Here is a 17,964-nt window from a genome sequence, read left to right as displayed (position 1 = left end):
ATTTTATAATATTTTTTCTAAAAAGTCCTGTGCTCTTTTTGACTTCGGAGAAAGAAAAAATTCTTCCGGCTGCCCGTCTTCCACGATCGTCCCTTCATCCATGAATAATACGCGGTCTGCCACTTCTTTGGCAAATCCCATTTCGTGCGTTACGATCACCATCGTCATGCCCGTCTGCGCGAGCTCTTTCATCACCTCAAGAACTTCTTTGACCATTTCCGGGTCAAGAGCCGAGGTCGGTTCATCAAACAGCATGATGTCAGGATTCATGGCAAGCGCCCGCGCGATGGCGACCCGCTGCTTCTGTCCGCCTGACAAACGGTTCGGATAGTCGTTCCGTTTGTCAAGCAGTCCGACTTTTTCAAGGAGGGCGCACGCCTTTTCCTCCGCCTCGTTTTTAGACTCTTTCTTCACGCTGACCGGCGCGTATGTGATATTTTCAAACACCGTTTTATGAGGAAACAAATGAAAATGCTGAAATACCATGCCGATATTTTCCCGCACTTTCAGTTTATTCGTTTTAGCTGCGGTAATTTCATTTTCTTTAATGGCAATCGTTCCGCCGCTCGGGGTTTCCAGCAGATTTAAGCAGCGCAGAAACGTTGATTTGCCGGAACCGGAAGGGCCGATGACAGCGACGACTTCCCCTTCTTCGATCTGTGTTGAAATGTTTTTCAGTACTTCATGTTTCCCGAATGATTTTGACAGGTTGTCGACCTTAATCATTGGCTTTCAGCTTCCTTTCTACGCCTTTTCCGATGAATGCTAAGATCAAAACGAGCACGTAATAGATTAAGCCCGCCACAATAAGAGGTTCTAAATAGTTGTATGTTGCGGCGCCGGACTGGTAGGCCCGTCTCATAATGTCGCCAAGACCGATAACTGTGACGATCGCCGATTCTTTCGTTAAGGTGATTAATTCGTTAATAATAGCCGGAGAAATGTTTTTAAACGCCTGCGGCAGCAGCAGATCTTTCATCATTTTTCCGTACGGCACGCCGAGAGCGACGGCAGCCTCTTGTTGTCCTTTGTCAATTGCGTTGATTCCCGCTCTGATAATTTCAGAGACGTAAGCGGCTGAATTGAGCGATAATGCGGTGACCGCCGCCCAAAATTGATCGATCTGAAAGCCCAGAAGCTGCGGCATACCGAAATAGATGATCATCAGCTGCAGCACGAGCGGCGTGCCGCGGAATATCGAAGTATAAAAATCCGCAATCCATTTCAGCGGACTGATCGTGCTGATTTTAAATAAGCTGAGCACGATGCCTAATACAAGACCGATGACCGCTGAAACGAGCACAATTTTTAATGTGACCGCAAGGCCTTCCAATATAAAAGGAATTTGGGGGATTGTCGCTGAGAAATCCAAATTCATACGTGTGATCTCCTTTGTCTTTATTCAAGATAAAAAGCTCAACGAAAAGTTGAGCTTTCTTTTATTTCTCGTTGGTGAACCATTTTTTCTTCAGTTTTTCGATTTCTCCGTTTTTCTCCATTTCTTTCAGCGCTTTGTTGAACTTCGCTGTCAGATCACTGTCTTTGCGGAACGCAATCGCGGAACCCGATTCGTCTGATTTCGCATCTGCTGACGCAAAGCCCTGCAGATCTTGATTTGAGCTGAAATAGCCTTGTGCTACGATGTCTTCGATAATCGCGGCATCAAAACGCCCGGATTTGATCTCTTCGGTTAAGTCTGAGATCCGGTTGCGGTCTTCGAGCTGAAAACCGTATTTCGAAGCGAGCTTCTTGCCTTTTTCCTCTTGAATGGAGCCGAGCTGAACACCGACGGTTTTGCCTTTCAGATCATTCAGGGATTTCATGCTGCTTCCCTTTTTCGTAACGATCATATTGTTAGCAGTATAATAAATATCAGAAAAATCAACTTGCTTTTTCCGTTCCGGTGTAGGTGTCATTCCAGATAAAATCATATCTACCTGCTTGGACTTCAAGGCTGTAATCAGGCTGTTGAAGTCCATGTCCTGCACCTCAACGTCATAGCCGGTCTTTTTGCCTAGAGCTTTTGCCAGATCAACGTCAAACCCGGTGATCTGATCGCCGTCTTTATATTCAAATGGTTTATAGTCAGCCGATGTACCCATAATCAGCTTGTTCTTTCCGCCCTCTGAGCCTGAATTGCCTGATCCGCAAGCGGACAGCGCAAAGGTGATACATGCGGCAGCTAATACCAACAGCCATTTCTTCATGATTCATTTCCCCCATATCTACTGATCTCTTAAATTTGAATATTTATTCGTTAACTTGTATTTTAAACACTTTTTAATTGTGATGCAATACTATTTTTGAAAAATATATTTTCCTTTCTGTGTTTATTATAGTCATTGTTTTTCAGGTTAGTGACAGCTGAACGCCGATGTATAAACATTTATATTTATACAGATGCCATATAAAAAAACCCCGCAAGCGCTTGGCTCCGGGGTTTTTCTTTCACTTATACTTCTTCACAATATTCTTCAAATGCTTCCTGCAGTTTTGTGACGACGGCCATCGGCTCATGGCCTTCAATTTCATGGCGTTCCACCATTTTCATGATTTTCCCGTCTTTTAAAATGGCAAATGACGGAGAGGACGGCGGATAGCCTTCAAAGTATTCTCTCGCTTTGGCTGTCGCTTCTTTATCCTGTCCGGCAAATACCGTCACAAGCTGATCCGGGCGTTTATCGTAATGTACGGAATGGTACGCGGCAGGCCGTGCAATACCGCCTGCGCATCCGCATACAGAGTTGACCATGACGAGTGTCGTTCCTTTTTTCGAAAGCGCTTCGTCCACTTCCTCAGCGGTTTTCAGCTCTGTATACCCGGCGGCCGTGATTTCCTGGCGGGCTTGACGCACGACATCATTCATAAATAAATTAAAATCCATATTCAATTGGGACCTCTCCTTTTTGATCATCTCTTCTTATGATAGCAAGGAACCTCCCTATCGGCAAATGACACCGCTCATATCCAATTGTTTTTTGTCCCTTTTATGTTCCCGATGTAAGTTTATGACCCTTTAAAAACGGGAAACTTGTTAAGGAGATTGTCTGAAATAAAGGAGCAGTCATATGAGCCAACGGAAAGCAGTTTTAATTTATAACGGAAACGCCGGTCAAAAACAGATTGATAAAACGCTCGGCACGGTCGTCCCCATTTTGGCCCAGTCAGCTGATGAACTTTTGATTAAACCGACCAAACATCAGGATGATGCCCGTCAGTATTGTGAAAATCTCGACAGTTCAGTTGACCATTTATATATTTTAGGCGGAGACGGCACTGTGCATCAATGCATCAACAGCATCAGCAAGCTTGATCACAGACCCGCTGTCGGCATTTTGCCGGGAGGAACGTGCAACGATTTCTCCCGGGCGCTCGGCATCCCGCAAAACCTTCAAAAGGCCGCTGAAGTGCTCGCGGCCGGACATAAACGGATGATTGACGTCTGTAAAACGGATGACGGCTATTTTCTGAACTTCTGGGGCATCGGACTGATCACCGAAGCATCAAGCCATATTAATGAAACTGAAAAAGCATGGCTTGGTAAAATCAGCTACTTCACGAGCGCCTTGCGGACGATGACAAGCGCGAACCCGTTTCCTGTCAAATTGACGATTGACGGCGAGGTGAAAGAAGACGAAGCCGTAATGGTGCTTGTCATGAACGGGCATTATATCGGGACAAACAGAGTTCCCCTGCCTGATGCCAGCCTCCAGGACGGCTTAGCCGATGTGTTAATCTGCCGCAACACAAGCCTTGCCGCGTTGCGGGAGCTGATGACGATGGAGCAGGGTTCGTTTGATGATTTCAAAGGGGAGCTGTCCTATATTCAGGCCTCCAGGATTGAAATCGAAACCGGACGTGAGATGGACGCGGATACAGATGGCGAGGTATACGGAACAACACCTTGTACGATCGAAGTGAAAAAACATCATCTCACTATGATTGTTCCCGAGGATTCACAATGAAAATAAAAAAACTCCTTTTGCCGCCCGGGCAAAAGGAGTTTTTTTTAATAGACGGAAGTATGTTCATCAATGTTTTCTAAGATCTCTTTGACGCGTCCGAGGAATCGGCCGCACACGAGCCCGTCGAGCACTCTGTGATCTAAAGACAGGCAAAGATTAACCATATCACGAACGGCGATCATCCCGTTATTCATGACAACCGGACGTTTGACGATAGATTCTACCTGAAGAATCGCCGCCTGCGGATGGTTGATAATGCCCATAGATTGAACTGAGCCGAAAGATCCCGTGTTATTGACGGTAAATGTGCCGCCCTGCATATCTTCCGCAGTAAGTTTTCCGTTTCTCACTTTTTTCGCAAGGTCCGTTATTTCTCTGGCTATGCCTTTAATCGTTTTTTCATCAGCATGCTTAATAACCGGAACAAACAGCGAATCTTCCGTGGCAACGGCAATGGAGATGTTGATGTCTTTCTTTTGGACGATTTTGTCTCCCGCCCACATGCTGTTCATCTGCGGGAACTCCTTGAGAGCCTGCGCCGCCGCTTTTACAAAGAAAGCGAAAAACGTTAAATTGAAGCCTTCTTTCTGTTTAAATGAGTCTTTAATGCTGTTTCTGTACGCCGTCATGTTCGTGACGTCGACTTCCATCATCGTCCAGGCATGCGGAATTTCTGTTTTGCTTTTATGCATATTGGCGGCGATGGCTTTTCTGACGCCTGTAACCGGAATTTCAATATCACCGGCTGACAGAGCGGGTGCCGGCGCTTGTTTTTGCTGTTGTTTCGGCGCTTGTTGCGTTGTTTGAACGGCAGCCGGCGCCGGTGCTTCCGACTTCTGCTTCATTCCCGAATCAATGATCTTTTGAATGTCTTTTCGCGTAATTCTTCCGCCTGCACCCGTTCCTTCAACTTCTTCAAGCTGAATGCCGTGTTCTCCCGCTAATCTGAGCACAGCCGGCGAATAACGCGCTTTATTTGACTGATCTTTACCTTGACGGTTTGCACCGGTGTCTGAAGGGGTATTCTGCTCTTCTTCCCGCTTCGGCGCCTCTTCGGTTTCCGTTTCTTCTGTTTCAATTTTGCAGATGATCTCGCCGACTGCAAGAGTCTGGCCTTCTTCTCCTACAAGTTCTGTAATCGTACCGGTAAAAGAAGACGGCACCTCCGCATTCACTTTATCCGTCATGACCTCCGCGATGGGGTCATATTTATTCACTTGATCACCGGGGGATACCAGCCACTTGCTGATCGTCCCTTCCGTCACGCTCTCTCCGAGCTGAGGCATAGCCATTTGTTCAATCGCCATGTCAAAAACCTCCTTACGTCTTTAAAACTCCGCTAATTCTCTCATCGCGGCTTCTGCTTTGTCAGGATTCATCATGAAGTATTTTTCCATTGTCGGCGCATAAGGCATTGCCGGAACGTCAGGACCTGCAAGCCGCTTGATCGGCGCGTCTAAATCAAATAAGCAGTTTTCAGAAATAATGGCGGCGACCTCGCTCATAATACCGCCTTCTTTCGTATCTTCTGTGATCAGCAATACTTTTCCCGTTTTAGACGCGGCTTCAATGATGGCTTCTTTATCTAACGGATAAACCGTACGCAAATCTAATACGTGTGCGGAAATTCCGTCTTTTTCAAGGCGCTCGGCAGCCTGCAGAGCAAAATGGACGCATAATCCGTACGTAATAACAGTAATGTCGCTGCCTTCGCGTTTTACATCCGCCTTTCCGATCGGAAGGACGTAATCATCCGCAGGGACTTCGCCTTTAATCAGACGGTACGCCCTCTTATGTTCGAAAAACAGCACCGGATCTTCGTCACGGACTGCAGCTTTCAACAACCCTTTTGCGTCATAAGGAGTTGAAGGCATGACAATTTTAAGGCCCGGCTGGTTGGCAAAAATAGCCTCCACAGATTGGGAATGATACAACGCGCCGTGCACGCCGCCGCCGTAAGGCGCTCTGATGACCATCGGACAGCTCCAATCATTGTTTGAACGGTAGCGTATTTTTGCCGCTTCTGAAATGATTTGGTTGACCGCAGGCAGAATGAAATCGGCAAACTGCATCTCGGCAATCGGGCGCATGCCGTACATCGCGGCGCCGATGCCGACACCGGCAATCGCTGATTCAGCAAGCGGCGTATCCATCACCCGCTCTTCTCCGAACTGTTCATAGAGACCCGCCGTGGCTTTAAACACGCCGCCTTTTCTCCCGACGTCTTCCCCGAGAACAAACACGCGCGGATCTCTTTCCATTTCTTCTTTCATTGCTGCATTAATACTGTCAATATAAGACATTACAGACATAAGTATTCCTCCCTACTTCGCATAAACGTGATCAAGCGTTGATTCAGGAGATGCGTATGGCGCTTTCTCCGCTTCGTCTGTCGCTTCGTTTACGATAGCCATGATGTCATCCAGCATGGTCTTTTCTTCTTCTTCACCTAGAAGCCCGGCTTCTTGCAAGTATGCTTTGTATAAAAGAAGCGGATCTTGTTTCTTTGCTTCTTCTACTTCTTCGCGTTCTCTGTAGCTGCTGTCGTCGTCATCACTGGAATGCGGCGTCAAACGGTAGGAAACCGTTTCTATTAATGTAGGGCCTTCGCCTTTAGACGCCCGTTCGCGCGCTTCTTTTACGGCCCGGTAAACTTCCAGCAGGTCGTTTCCGTCAACAGTGACTCCCGGCATGCCGTAGCCTGCCGCCCGGTCGGATATTTTCTCGCACGCCACCTGTCTGTCATACGGGACAGAAATGGCATACTTATTGTTTTCACACATGAAAATGACCGGCAGTTTATACACGGCGGCAAAGTTTGCCCCTTCGTGAAAATCCCCCTGGTTGGAAGATCCTTCTCCAAAGGTAACGAAAGAGACGATATCCTTTTTATCCATGCGTCCCGCAAGCGCGATTCCGACTGCGTGAGGAACCTGCGTCGTAACAGGGGATGAGCCCGTTACGATTCTGTTTTCCTTTTGCCCGAAGTGGCCCGGCATCTGCCTTCCGCCTGAGTTCGGGTCAGCTGCTTTCGCAAAACCCGACATCATCAAATCCTTTGCAGTCATACCGAATGCAAGCACAACCCCTATATCTCTGTAGTACGGAAGCACATAGTCGGTATCACGGTTTAAGGCATAGGCCGCGCCTACTTGCGCCGCTTCCTGTCCTTGACATGAAACAACGAACGGAATTTTGCCCGAGCGGTTTAAGAGCCACATTCTTTCGTCGATTTTTCTGGCTAACAGCATGGTTCTATACATTTCAACGGCTTCTTCGTCAGAGAGCCCTAATGCTTGATGGCGGTTTGTAGTCATTCAAACCCCTCCTTCTTTCCTTTTAAAAATGAATCGCGTTTCCGTCTGCGGCTAACGCAGCTTCTCCAATCGCCTCTGAAAGCGACGGATGCGGATGTATGGACTGGCCGATTTCCCAAGGCGTCGCGTCGAGCACCTTGGCAAGCCCCGCTTCAGAGATCATATCGGTGACGTGCGGGCCGATCATATGAACACCGAGAATATCATCTGTATTCCGATCGGCGACGATTTTGACAAAGCCGTCGCTTTCTCCGTATACAAGAGCCTTTCCGATCGCCATGAACGGAAACTTCCCGATCTTCAGTTCATGCCCTTTTCGAAGAGCTTCCTCTTCTGTCAGACCGACGCTCGCCGCTTCCGGATTTGAATAAATACATTTCGGCACAAGAGCGGCATCAAGCGGAGCCGGATTAAGACCCGCCATATGCTCAACGGCAATGATGCCCTCACGGGAGGCCACATGCGCAAGCTGCAGCCCGCCGACAACATCACCGATCGCATAAATGTGCGATTCCTTCGTCTGCCCGGCTTCGTTCACGATGATAGAACCGTTTTCCGCTTCAATATCCGTGTTTTCAAGCCCGATCCCTTCAATGTTCGGCTGGCGGCCGATGGAAACAAGCATTTGTTCCGCGTGATACGTTTCTTTTTTTCCATTCTTTTCAGCGGCAATTGAAACGCCGTCCGCTTTTTCCAATGTATCCGGAAGCACTTTCGCACCCGTCACGACCTTAATTCCTCTTTTCGTTAACAGTTTTTCCATCTCGCTTGAAATATCACGGTCTTCCGTCGGCAAAATGCGGTCCGCATATTCAATCACAGTGATATTGACGCCGAAATCGTTCAGCATGGATGCCCATTCAATTCCGATGACACCGCCGCCGACGATCATCATGGATTGGGGCAGACGTTCAAGCTCTAACGCTTCATCTGATGTCAGAATATATGTACCGTCTGCTTCTAAACCCGGCAGCATTTTCGGCCTTGAACCGGTTGCGATAATCAATTGTTTCGGTATCAGCATGTCGTTTTCTTCACCATTTGCGTATTCGACGGAAACCGTACCGGGCAGAGGTGAGAAGATGGAAGGGCCGAGCATACGTCCGTACCCGTTGAATACATCAATCTTCCCCTTTTTCATCAAGTGGGCGACACCGCCGGCCAGCCGGTCAACGATTCCCTGCTTTCGTTTTTGCACGCTGTCAAAGCGGAGGGAGACACCTTCCGTTTCAATGCCGAATGCTGCCGCTTCCTTTGCGGTTCGGTACACTTCCGCGCTTCTTAACAGCGCTTTACTCGGGATACATCCTTTATGCAGACATGTTCCGCCGAGCTTTTCTTTTTCTACAACGGCCGTTTTTAAGCCGAGCTGGGCCGCTCTGATGGCGGCTACATAACCGCCCGTGCCGCCGCCCAGAATGACCACATCATACTCAGTCGCCATTTGTTTTCACTCCTTCGCCGATCTGATATTGCTTTGACTGCTCCTCACCGGCTAAAACCCGAAGCGCGCCTTGCGCGAGAGATTGCAGTTCATTTTCTCCCGGGTACACCAGTACATCCGAAATCCAATCTATGTACGATCTGATGGCGGATACGAAACTTTTCCCGTACGCCAATCCGCCCGTCAGGACGATAATGTCTACTTTTCCTTTTAAAACGGCGCTTGCCGCCCCGATTTCTTTTGCTACTTGATAAGCCATGGCGTCATAAATGAGACGCGCGTTTTCATCTCCGGCCTGAATGCGTTTTTCCACCTTCACCGCGTCCGTTGTCCCCAGGTAGCCGGAGAGTCCGCCCGTGCCGACAAGTTTTTTCATCATATCGGCTTTTGAATACTTGCCGGAAAAACACATTTCTACCAAATCACCCGCCGGAACAGTTCCCGCGCGCTCCGGGCTGAAGGGTCCTTCTCCGTGAAGCCCGTTGTTGACATCCGTCACCCGTCCGCAATCATGGACACCGACTGTGGTGCCGCCGCCCATATGAGTGACGATCATCTTCATCTGTTCATACCGTTTGCCGAGGGACGCCGCCGCCTGACGGGCAACAGCTTTTTGATTCAAAGCATGGAAAATGCTTTTCCGCTTGATTTCAGGCATTCCTGATACTTTAGCGAGCGGAGTCATCTCATCCACCACAACCGGATCGACGATATACGCGGGGATATTTAATCCGTCAGCTATTTCCCTGGCAATAATTCCGCCCAGATTAGAAGCATGCTGGCCGTTGTAGCCGTTTTTCAAATCAGTGATCATGGCGTCATTCACTTCATATGTGCCGCCCTCAATCGGTCTGAGCAGGCCGCCTCTGGCACAAACGGCATCGAACTTTGAAATGTTGATGCCCTGTTCGTGCAAAGACTCAAGAATGCTTATTTTTCGAAATTCGTATTGGTCGATGATGCTGTTAAATGTTTTCAGCTCTTCTTCGGGATGCCGCAGCGTCTTTTCAAAGATACAGCGTTCATTGTGAAAGACACCGATTTTCGTTGATGTTGAGCCTGGATTCAGAATGAGAATGCGTTTTTCCTTTTCGAACATTTTCATACCTCCAGATCAAATTCCTATCGTCTGCTTAATATACTTTGGCCGTTTTGCAGAAACTGGCTTCTTGAACGGCGCATGCGCTCAATTCGTTCCTCAGCCAGACGGTCGGCCGCTAAGTATGTCGGAATGCCGTCACGCGCGGAAATATCGAGCACCCGCTCAATGTTTGCATAGATGCCTTCAACTTTTTTCAAAGCCCGCTCAGCATTGTAGCCGTAAAGCTCATCGGCCACATTGATGACGCCGCCTGCATTGATGACATAATCCGGAGCGTACACGATTCCCATTTCATGAATGGTATCGCCGTGACGTGTTTCTTTCAGCTGGTTATTGGCCGCTCCCGCAATGACTTTCGCCTTCAGCTGTTTAATCGTGTCATCGTTAATGACGGCGCCGAGAGCACATGGGGCATAAATATCGCACGCCTGTGAGTAAATGTCGCCGGGATCAACTGCGCGGGCGCCGAAATCCTCAACGGCACGTTTAACAGATTCTTTATTGATATCCGTTACGATTAAAGAAGCGCCTTCTTCGTGAAGGTGGCGGCATAGATTGTAAGCCACATTTCCCACGCCTTGCACGGCAATTGTTTTACCTTCCAGTGAATCAGTGCCAAACGCCGCTTTCGCTGCGGCTTTCATCCCTTTGTAGACGCCGTACGCCGTAACCGGGGACGGATTTCCTGATGAACCGAATGCCGGAGAAATTCCGGTTACATAGTCTGTTTCATCATGAATGATGTCCATATCTTCAACGGTGGTGCCGACGTCTTCCGCCGTAATATACCTTCCGTTTAAGCCTTGGATGTAGCGCCCGAACGCGCGGAACATTTCTTCATTTTTATCTTTGCGCGGGTCTCCGATAATAACGGTTTTCCCGCCGCCTAAGTTTAAACCGGCAGCCGCATTTTTATAAGTCATGCCTTTTGCGAGTCTTAGTGCATCTTCAATCGCCGCTTCTTCACTGTCATATGTCCACATTCTTGTTCCGCCGAGTGCGGGGCCGAGCGTCGTATCATGAATCGCGATGATCGCTTTTAATCCGGATTGTTCATCTTGGCAGAATACCAATTGTTCGTAATCATAAGTCTCCATATATTTAAAAATTTCCATAGGTTCGTTCCTCCTACTGTTCTTGTGATGCGCAAATCGCAAGCGCAATTGAATACAGTTTATTTTCTGCGGTATCCGCTCTGCTCGTTAATGCGATCGGCGCTTTTGCACCGGCGATGACGGCAGCAACACTTGCTTTCGCAAAATAAATCATTGACTTATAAAGCATATTTCCGGCCTCGATTGAAGGAACCAAGAGAATATCCGCCTGGCCCGCTACGCTTCCGGAAATCCCTTTTTGCAGCGCAGCCGCTTTGGATACGGCATTATCCAAAGCAAGCGGTCCGTCCGCAATGCAGCCGGTAATCTGTCCTCTATTGCACATCTGGACGATCGCAGCCGCGTTCAGCGTCACCTCCATTTTCGGATTAACCGTTTCAATAGCGGCAAGGACTGCGGCTTTCGGCATAGGATTCCCTACTGAATGTGCGACATGAACCGCATTTTGCAGAATATGCCCGAGCTCTTCAAGAGACGGGGCAATGTTCAGCGCTGAATCAGTCACATACATCAGCCGGTCATAGTCCGGCACCTCAAAAACAGCTACATGTGATAACACCCTTTTTGAACGAAGCCCTTCATGGCGGTTTAAAACCGATTTCAGAAGAGTTGAGCTCGGGAGATTCCCTTTCATTAAAACGTCCGCCTCTTGTTCACGCACTGCGCGCACTGCTTTTGCCGCAGATTCTTCGGGTGAATCGGCGTGGATGATTTCAGCATTGAACTTCGGCTCATTTGCGAGAAGCTCTTTCAGCTTTCCGCTGTCACCCGTCAGTAAAAATCGTGCCGACAAGTGTTCTGCCGCCATTTTGACGGCCTGGATCACTTCTTTATCTGCTGCGTGGGCCACTGCAATGGTTTTTGCGTTTTTTGCCGCGGCTTTTTCAACTAGGTCTCTCAGCTTCATTTTGTACCACCTTCCTTGTGCGAATCCGCTTTTAACAATGCAAGTTCCGTGCCAAATATGCGGGAGGGTTTATTCCGGCTTTCTTCAAGAAAACATGCAGCTGTTTGCGCTTTCTCTGCAATTTATTGCATGCCGTCATTTGCAAGGCCGTACTTATCCATTTTGTAGTACAGATTCCGAATGCTGACACCAAGCGCTTTTGCCGTTTTGGTTCGGTTGAATTTATGCTTTTCAAGCGTTTTTTGAATGACGTGCGCTTCAAATTTTTCAACAGCCTGAGACAGCTTTTCCCCTTCCACATCCGGAAAATCACTTTGGGTGCCGTTTTTTTCATTCAGCTCTGATTCAAAAACAGGCAGATGCTGCTGTTCGATCCGTTCCATGTGCGGCTCTAAAAATATCATTGCCCGTCCGAGAACATTTTCAAGCTCCCGGACGTTTCCCGGCCAGCTGTAGGCTGATAAAGCTCGCAGCGCGTTCGGCGTGAGCCCCTTTACATTGCGGCCGTAATCCTGATTGATTTTTTCAATGAGCCGAATGCTCAGCGCTTCAATATCTTCTTTGCGCTGCCGAAGCGGCGGGATTGAGATCGGATAGCGGTTAATCCGGTAATACAGGTCTTCACGGAACGCGCCTTCCGCCATGGCCTTTTCGATGTTGACGTTTGTCGCTGCGATAATTCTGACATTGACAGAAATCGCTTTAGCGCCGCCGACTCTGATAATTTCTTTTTCCTGCAGAACTCTGAGCAGCTTTGCCTGGGTGCTTTGGGTCAGCTCTCCGATTTCATCTAAGAAAATGCTGCCGTTATTCGCTTCCTCAAAAAGTCCTTTTTTGCCCCCGCGCCTCGCGCCCGTAAACGCGCCTTCCTCATAGCCGAAAAGCTCGGATTCTAGCAGTGATTCAGACAGGGCCGCACAATTGACCCGAATGAACTTATTGTATTTTCGGTCGCTTTCATTATGGATGGCGTGGGCGAAAAGTTCTTTTCCTGTGCCGGATTCTCCCCGCAGCAGAATCGTCGCCGGCGTTTTCGCCCCGAGCTTCGCCTGTTCAAGGGCGACCAGCATTTGTTCACTCGTGCCGATAATGTCGTCAAACGTGTATTTCGCTTCAAGCGTGCGGATGATCTGGCGCGCCCGATTCAGCTCAGCAGTCAGCGTTTTAATTTCTGACACGTCGTGGATGACGCCGACGCTGCCTTTTAAAATACCGTCCACAATAACGGGGGCAACATTTACGATAACATCCTTTTTATTGGGGCCGACCTTCATTCTCACACCCCGCACGGGCCGCCTTGTCCCCAATACTTTCAGGTGCATGCTCTCCCCTTCTGAGATATCGGTGGAAGCGGGTTTTCCGATGACTTCGCTTTCTGACAGCCCGGTCATTTTTGTATACGCTTTGTTGATTAACATTCCGATGCCGTTTTCATCAACGACAGAAATGGCCTCGTCTGATGATTGTATAATCGCTTCAAGCATGGTGCGGATTTGTTTTAAGTTCGTGACCTCTTCCGCCAGTTCAACTGCGTCGGTGATATCTTTAAACACGCATAACGCGCCGAGAAGTTTTCCGCCTTCATCAATGATCGGCAGTCTTGTCGTGACAATCTGCAGGTGCTTTCCGAGAAGCTGCTTCTGGTTATATTCCGGCTCTCTCGTTTCCAGAATCCGCGGCAGCTTTGTGTTCGGCACTACATCTTTAATTTGGCGGCCGATGACATCCTCCCGTTTTTGGCCGACCATTTTTTCAGCCATCTGATTAAATAAAATGATCGTTTCGTTGACGTCTATAAAAATCATGCCGTCGTGCGTTGAATTAAAAATCCGGTCATGCTTATACGTCTGCGACTTCAGCATTTGGATAAGCTGCTGTTTTTCCTCCATCAGCTGAAACACCATGTACGCCAATTTTCCCGGCATGACGATGGTTTGTTCTTTTTTCTCATGGAGCAGCTCATCCATGACCGCTTTATCGCCTGTTGTATGGATGATAATATCTATATCTTCAGTTATGTAGGGTTTCCAATCTGATGAGGTTGCAATTCCATATTTCCGGGCTTCTTGCAGCCCTTGCGCCTCCGGATCTTGATCAACCACCGCAATAATCCGGATCAGCTTTGTTTTCATCAAAATCTGTAGGAGCGCCGTGCCTCCTTTACCAGCACCTATAATCAGCACCTTCTGCATCCCGATACCCCTTTATATGAAAAAATTTGCACACCTGTATTTCCCGTTGCAATAATTTGCACAACCCCTATGTTACCACGTTTTGATCTCTTGACAAAATATTTTTTCGATTGGACAATAAAGGAAAACATATCGTAAAGGGGTTTTCTGAATATGAGCCGGCTTGTTGCGCTTTTAATTCTGGTCCTCCCCGGCGCTGTCGCGGCGCTCGGCATTAAGCTGATGAGAGATGCATTATTCGGGCATGCGTTTTCCCCGTTTCCGTCCCTTTTTCTTCAGGGGGCGGCCGGATTGGCGTTTTTTTTGTTCGGCCTTTATGTTCTGGCCGGATTTATTCTGTACAGAGATCGGAAACGCAATCAAGTCAGCCCGCGGTTCAGGAAAAAAAAGCTGTAAAAAAAGCCCTTGCAAAAAAAGGGCTTTTTCAGTCGTCCGGCAGTATTGTTTTGGCAATGGATTGATCCAGTTCTTCATAGTCATCGTAAGCGATCGTTTCATATAGTTCTTTTCTCGTCTGCATATCAGAAAGCCCCTCTTTTTGCGAGCCTTCTTCTTTCAGAAGGCGGAAAATGCGCTCAAAAGCCTTGGCCGCCGTTCTGAGTGACGTGACCGGGTAAATGACCATCTGACAGCCCATATCGGAAAATTCATCAGCACTGTAATACGGCGTTTTTCCGAATTCAGTCATGTTTGCGAGAATCGGCACACTGATTTGTTTGGAAAACGCTCTGAATTCACTTTCGGATTGGAGCGCTTCCGGAAAAACAGCGTCAGCACCCGCTTTTATATAAGCGGACGCCCTTTTTAATGCCCCCTCCAATCCTTCCTGCTGCCTGGCGTCTGTTCTCGCAACAACAAGAAGAGTCGGCGCGGCCCGCTTGACCGCTTGGATTTTTTGCGCCATTTCTTCAATCGGCACGAGCTGCTTCCCATTCAGATGTCCGCATTTTTTCGGCAGGCGCTGATCCTCCATCTGGACGGCGGCCGCGCGCGCTTCATACATTTCTTTCGCCGTCCGGGCGGCATTCAGCACTCCTCCGAAACCCGTGTCAATATCGACAAGGACGGGCAGATCAGACGAGCGGACCAAATCTTTAACCCGTTCAGCCATTTCCGCCGACGTGATGATCCCTAAATCGGGCAGCCCTCTGCTCGCCGTGTAAGCCGCGCCTGATAAATAAAGAGCCGAAAACCCCGTTTTCTTGGCGATAAGAGCGGCCATCGCATCGTGAGCGCCGGGGATCTGCAATAGATCCGGCGCTGCCATCAGCGTACGGAACCGCTCTGCAAGCTCCTCTTGAGACGACTGCTTGCTGACGATCCACGTCATGTTTGTCACCCTCCTATTTTATACGAGAAATAAGTCCATAAATTCACTGACGCTGAGCTTCTGCATTCGGCCGCAGTGTTCGCAGGCCTCTTCGATTTTACGCTGCTGCTTCAATGAAAAATGAGTGCTGATGTTTGCTGAAAACTTGGCAAGAATCTTCGGAACGGCTTCTTTTCTGCGGAACCGGTGCCCGAGCGGGTATTCACATTCAATCCGTCCCGTAGCCGTGCCGTCTGTAAAATGCACCTGTACGGCATTTGATATGGATCGCTTATTCGGGTCTAAGTAATCTTTTGAGTACGCTTTGTGTTCCGTCACCTCCATTTTACTCCGCAATGTATCAATTCGCGGGTCAGACGCCGTTTCCTCTTCATAATGATCCGCCGTGATATCTCCGAAAAGCAGCCCGATTGCCGTAATGTACTGGAGGCAGTGATCCCGGTCAGCCGGATTGTGAAGCGGCCCTTTTTTATCGATAATCCGGATTGCCGACTCATGGGTCATAATCGTGATCCTATCAATGTCTTCGATGCGGTCTTTCACCTCCGGATGAAGCCGGACCGCGCATTCCGCCGCTGTCTGGGCGTGGAATTCAGCCGGGTAGGATACTTTAAACAAAACATTCTCCATCACATAGGACCCAAGCGGGCGGGCAAGCTTCATTTCCTGCCGGTTAAACAATACGTCTTGAAATCCCCACCCAGATGCGGTCAGAGCCGTCGGGTACCCCATTTCACCTTTTTGCGCCATAAGGGCCAAATATACGCCTCTGCTCGTCGCGTCGCCGGCCGCCCATGATTTGCGTGATCCGGTGTTCGGCGCATGACGATACGTTCTGAGGCTTGAATTATCAATCCAAGCGTGAGATACGGCGTTATTGATTTCCTCTCTTGAGCCGCCCAGCATTTGTGCGCAAACAGCCGCAGTCGCCACTTTCACAAACAGCACATGATCAAGCCCCACTCTGTTTAAGCTGTTTTCCAAAGCGAGAATTCCTTGAATTTCGTGCGCTTTGATCATTGCGCAAAGCACATCGCGCACGGTAAGCGGTTCTTTCCCTTCTGAAATCCGCACTCTGGATATATAATCCGCACAAGCCAATATGCCTCCGAGATTGTCAGACGGATGACCCCATTCCGCCGCAAGCCACGTATCATTATAATCGAGCCACCTGTTGATACAGCCGATATTAAAAGCAGCCGTGACCGGGTCTAAAACAAAAGGCGTGCCCGGGACTCTGCTGCCGTTGGGCACGGAGGTTCCCGGGACAATCGGGCCGAGCAGCTTTGTACATTCGGGATAGCTGAGCGCCAAAATTCCGCAGCCTATCGTATCAAGAAGCACATGTCCTGCCGTAGTAAAAGCTTCTGAACTGTCAATCTCCTGATGGAGCACGTAGTCAGAAATCTCTTCGATTACAGCGTCCATTCGGCGGGGTTCTGTCATGTTTTCATCTTCCTTTCTCATCTGTTTACAGGCGCGCTCCGGTATAGCGGACACGCGGGCGGAAAAGCCGGTTTCGGCTGTGCTGTTCAATGACGTGGGCGCACAGTCCGACCGTCCGTGCGCTGAAGAATATAGGCGTGTACAGCGGTATTGGGATGCCGAGCATGTAATAGACCGGCGCTGCGTAGTAATCTAAATTCGGATAAAGGCCTTTTTTCTCCCGCATGACGGTTTCGCCGGCTTCACACATATGATAAAGACGGAAATCACCTGAAAGATCAGACAGCTTTTTTAACGCTTCTTTCATCATGAGCGCCCTCGGGTCCATTTTTTTCATGTAGACACGGTGGCCGAAGCCCATGATTTTTTCTTTATTTGCGAGTTTTTGAGTTAATAATTGTGTAAACCCGTCTGTATCCTTCGCTTCTTCAAGCATGTACATAACCGCTTCGTTCGCGCCGCCGTGAAGGTTTCCTTTAAGCGAGGCGACGGCTCCGGTCAGCGCGCCGTAAATATCCGATTGCGTCGAAGCGATGACACGGGCCGTAAACGTTGAGTTCGGCAATTCATGCTCACTGTATAAAAGAAGCGACCTGTCGAAGATTTCTTCTTCCAAAGATGACGGTGTTTTTCCGGTAATCATATATAAAAAGTTTGCGCTGTATGATAAGGTTCCGACCGGCGCCAAAGGCTCCAGCCCGTTGATGACTCGATAGCTGTTGACCGTCAGATTCGGCATTTTGCCTATCAGTCCGCGTACGCGGTGCTGATTTACGGAAGATGAACGGTCATCGATGTCCTTGTCAAAGCCTCCAAGCGCGGACAAACCCGTCCTCAGTCCGTCCATCGGGTGAGTATGTTCAGGCAGCAGACGGCATATGTGCAAGATTTCCTCGGGAAGGTGCCCGCCGCGCCGAACGTCTTCTTCAAGCGCCGCCTTCTCTTTCGCATCAGGAAGTCTGTCTTCCAATAAGAGATGAACAATGTCCATATAGCCGGCCGTTTTAGAAAGCTCAATCAGATCGTGGCCTTTGATTAAAATACTGCCCTGCTGTGTATCCAGGAAAGAAATCCCCGTTTCCACCGCTATGACGCCATCTAAACCGGGAGAATAAGATTCCATGGTTTCGCTCCTTTGCGCACTTT

17 protein-coding genes are annotated in these 17,964 nt (G+C 48.8%); 2 read left to right on the top strand and 15 right to left on the bottom strand.

Annotated features, from left to right (window positions below; all coding sequences use genetic code 11):
* Window positions 1–3 precede the first annotated feature (3 nt).
* The 4 genes from artM to brxB form a co-directional block, all read right to left on the bottom strand.
* Window positions 4–726, bottom strand: a complete 723-nt coding sequence (gene artM, locus D5S11_RS08425; RefSeq protein WP_032866391.1) for an arginine ABC transporter ATP-binding protein ArtM — start codon at window positions 724–726, stop codon at window positions 4–6.
* Entirely contained in the window at window positions 719–1,378 is a 660-nt protein-coding gene (artQ, locus tag D5S11_RS08420) for an arginine ABC transporter permease ArtQ (RefSeq protein WP_020956062.1), read from the bottom strand. The genes artM and artQ overlap by 8 nt, the downstream gene beginning before the upstream one ends.
* 61 nt (window positions 1,379–1,439) lie before the next feature.
* Window positions 1,440–2,207, bottom strand: coding sequence for an arginine ABC transporter substrate-binding protein ArtP (artP, locus tag D5S11_RS08415; RefSeq protein ID WP_007408386.1), 768 nt, complete (start codon window positions 2,205–2,207; stop codon window positions 1,440–1,442).
* A 245-nt stretch (window positions 2,208–2,452) separates the two neighbouring features.
* Window positions 2,453–2,890: a bacilliredoxin BrxB gene (brxB, locus tag D5S11_RS08410; protein ID WP_003153223.1), complete on the bottom strand. Its 438-nt coding sequence runs from the start codon at window positions 2,888–2,890 to the stop codon at window positions 2,453–2,455.
* 178 nt (window positions 2,891–3,068) lie between these two features.
* On the opposite strand from brxB, the gene D5S11_RS08405 reads away from it, so the two are divergent.
* Window positions 3,069–3,965: a YegS/Rv2252/BmrU family lipid kinase gene (locus D5S11_RS08405; protein ID WP_020956063.1), complete on the top strand. Its 897-nt coding sequence runs from the start codon at window positions 3,069–3,071 to the stop codon at window positions 3,963–3,965.
* 44 nt (window positions 3,966–4,009) lie between these two features.
* On the opposite strand, the gene D5S11_RS08400 is transcribed toward D5S11_RS08405, so the two are convergent.
* The 8 genes from D5S11_RS08400 to D5S11_RS08365 all read right to left on the bottom strand — a co-directional run bounded on the left by D5S11_RS08400 (window position 4,010) and on the right by D5S11_RS08365 (window position 14,042).
* Window positions 4,010–5,272 carry a dihydrolipoamide acetyltransferase family protein gene (locus D5S11_RS08400; RefSeq protein ID WP_039063300.1) on the bottom strand — a complete coding sequence of 421 codons (1,263 nt, stop codon included), beginning with the start codon at window positions 5,270–5,272 and terminating at the stop codon, window positions 4,010–4,012.
* Between the two features lie 21 nt (window positions 5,273–5,293).
* A complete protein-coding gene (bfmBAB, locus tag D5S11_RS08395) occupies window positions 5,294–6,277 on the bottom strand; it encodes a 3-methyl-2-oxobutanoate dehydrogenase subunit beta (RefSeq protein WP_003153216.1) in 984 nt (327 codons plus the stop codon).
* A gap of 12 nt (window positions 6,278–6,289) precedes the next feature.
* Complete coding sequence (locus D5S11_RS08390) at window positions 6,290–7,282, bottom strand: thiamine pyrophosphate-dependent dehydrogenase E1 component subunit alpha (RefSeq protein ID WP_007408383.1); 993 nt, start codon at window positions 7,280–7,282, stop codon at window positions 6,290–6,292.
* A gap of 22 nt (window positions 7,283–7,304) precedes the next feature.
* On the bottom strand, window positions 7,305–8,726 hold the full coding sequence (gene lpdA / locus D5S11_RS08385) for a dihydrolipoyl dehydrogenase (RefSeq protein WP_032866397.1): 1,422 nt from the start codon (window positions 8,724–8,726) through the stop codon (window positions 7,305–7,307).
* On the bottom strand, window positions 8,716–9,831 hold the full coding sequence (gene buk, locus D5S11_RS08380; RefSeq protein ID WP_014721483.1) for a butyrate kinase: 1,116 nt from the start codon (window positions 9,829–9,831) through the stop codon (window positions 8,716–8,718). Before buk ends, lpdA begins: the two co-directional genes overlap by 11 nt.
* Before the next feature lie 17 nt (window positions 9,832–9,848).
* Window positions 9,849–10,943 carry a branched-chain amino acid dehydrogenase gene (bcd, locus tag D5S11_RS08375; RefSeq protein ID WP_003153209.1) on the bottom strand — a complete coding sequence of 365 codons (1,095 nt, stop codon included), beginning with the start codon at window positions 10,941–10,943 and terminating at the stop codon, window positions 9,849–9,851.
* A gap of 13 nt (window positions 10,944–10,956) precedes the next feature.
* Window positions 10,957–11,850 carry a phosphate butyryltransferase gene (yqiS, locus tag D5S11_RS08370; RefSeq protein WP_032866400.1) on the bottom strand — a complete coding sequence of 298 codons (894 nt, stop codon included), beginning with the start codon at window positions 11,848–11,850 and terminating at the stop codon, window positions 10,957–10,959.
* 122 nt (window positions 11,851–11,972) lie between these two features.
* Complete coding sequence (locus D5S11_RS08365) at window positions 11,973–14,042, bottom strand: sigma-54 interaction domain-containing protein (protein ID WP_015240180.1); 2,070 nt, start codon at window positions 14,040–14,042, stop codon at window positions 11,973–11,975.
* Window positions 14,043–14,195: 153 nt separating this feature from the next.
* On the opposite strand from D5S11_RS08365, the gene D5S11_RS08360 reads away from it, so the two are divergent.
* Entirely contained in the window at window positions 14,196–14,438 is a 243-nt protein-coding gene (locus D5S11_RS08360; protein WP_007408378.1) for a DUF2627 domain-containing protein, read from the top strand.
* Window positions 14,439–14,466: 28 nt separating this feature from the next.
* Here the strand turns inward: D5S11_RS08360 and prpB are convergent, their stop codons facing one another.
* From prpB to mmgD, 3 genes are read right to left on the bottom strand one after another with little or no spacing between them, the layout of a single operon-like run.
* The gene (gene prpB / locus D5S11_RS08355; RefSeq protein WP_015417790.1) at window positions 14,467–15,372 is read right to left on the bottom strand and encodes a methylisocitrate lyase; all 906 of its coding nucleotides are present in this window, start codon (window positions 15,370–15,372) and stop codon (window positions 14,467–14,469) included.
* Between the two features lie 18 nt (window positions 15,373–15,390).
* A complete protein-coding gene (locus D5S11_RS08350; RefSeq protein ID WP_023842869.1) occupies window positions 15,391–16,818 on the bottom strand; it encodes a bifunctional 2-methylcitrate dehydratase/aconitate hydratase in 1,428 nt (475 codons plus the stop codon).
* A 25-nt stretch (window positions 16,819–16,843) separates the two neighbouring features.
* Window positions 16,844–17,941, bottom strand: coding sequence for a citrate synthase (gene mmgD / locus D5S11_RS08345; protein WP_007408375.1), 1,098 nt, complete (start codon window positions 17,939–17,941; stop codon window positions 16,844–16,846).
* Window positions 17,942–17,964 lie beyond the last annotated feature (23 nt).

Origin of the sequence: Bacillus sp. L75, assembly GCF_003676355.1 — a bacterium.
GTDB lineage: Bacteria > Bacillota > Bacilli > Bacillales > Bacillaceae > Bacillus > Bacillus velezensis.
This window is presented reverse-complemented; position numbering and strand designations above follow the sequence as displayed.

Coding starts and splice junctions, on each gene's coding strand:
- artM (WP_032866391.1), bottom strand. CDS start 726: ATGATTAAGGTCGACAACCTGTCAAAATCATTCGGGAAACATGAAGTA.
- artQ (WP_020956062.1), bottom strand. CDS start 1,378: ATGAATTTGGATTTCTCAGCGACAATCCCCCAAATTCCTTTTATATTG.
- artP (WP_007408386.1), bottom strand. CDS start 2,207: ATGAAGAAATGGCTGTTGGTATTAGCTGCCGCATGTATCACCTTTGCG.
- D5S11_RS08405 (WP_020956063.1), top strand. CDS start 3,069: ATGAGCCAACGGAAAGCAGTTTTAATTTATAACGGAAACGCCGGTCAA.
- D5S11_RS08400 (WP_039063300.1), bottom strand. CDS start 5,272: ATGGCGATTGAACAAATGGCTATGCCTCAGCTCGGAGAGAGCGTGACG.
- bfmBAB (WP_003153216.1), bottom strand. CDS start 6,277: ATGTCTGTAATGTCTTATATTGACAGTATTAATGCAGCAATGAAAGAA.
- D5S11_RS08390 (WP_007408383.1), bottom strand. CDS start 7,282: ATGACTACAAACCGCCATCAAGCATTAGGGCTCTCTGACGAAGAAGCC.
- lpdA (WP_032866397.1), bottom strand. CDS start 8,726: ATGGCGACTGAGTATGATGTGGTCATTCTGGGCGGCGGCACGGGCGGT.
- buk (WP_014721483.1), bottom strand. CDS start 9,831: ATGAAAATGTTCGAAAAGGAAAAACGCATTCTCATTCTGAATCCAGGC.
- bcd (WP_003153209.1), bottom strand. CDS start 10,943: ATGGAAATTTTTAAATATATGGAGACTTATGATTACGAACAATTGGTA.
- yqiS (WP_032866400.1), bottom strand. CDS start 11,850: ATGAAGCTGAGAGACCTAGTTGAAAAAGCCGCGGCAAAAAACGCAAAA.
- D5S11_RS08365 (WP_015240180.1), bottom strand. CDS start 14,042: ATGCAGAAGGTGCTGATTATAGGTGCTGGTAAAGGAGGCACGGCGCTC.
- D5S11_RS08360 (WP_007408378.1), top strand. CDS start 14,196: ATGAGCCGGCTTGTTGCGCTTTTAATTCTGGTCCTCCCCGGCGCTGTC.
- prpB (WP_015417790.1), bottom strand. CDS start 15,372: ATGACGTGGATCGTCAGCAAGCAGTCGTCTCAAGAGGAGCTTGCAGAG.
- D5S11_RS08350 (WP_023842869.1), bottom strand. CDS start 16,818: ATGACAGAACCCCGCCGAATGGACGCTGTAATCGAAGAGATTTCTGAC.
- mmgD (WP_007408375.1), bottom strand. CDS start 17,941: ATGGAATCTTATTCTCCCGGTTTAGATGGCGTCATAGCGGTGGAAACG.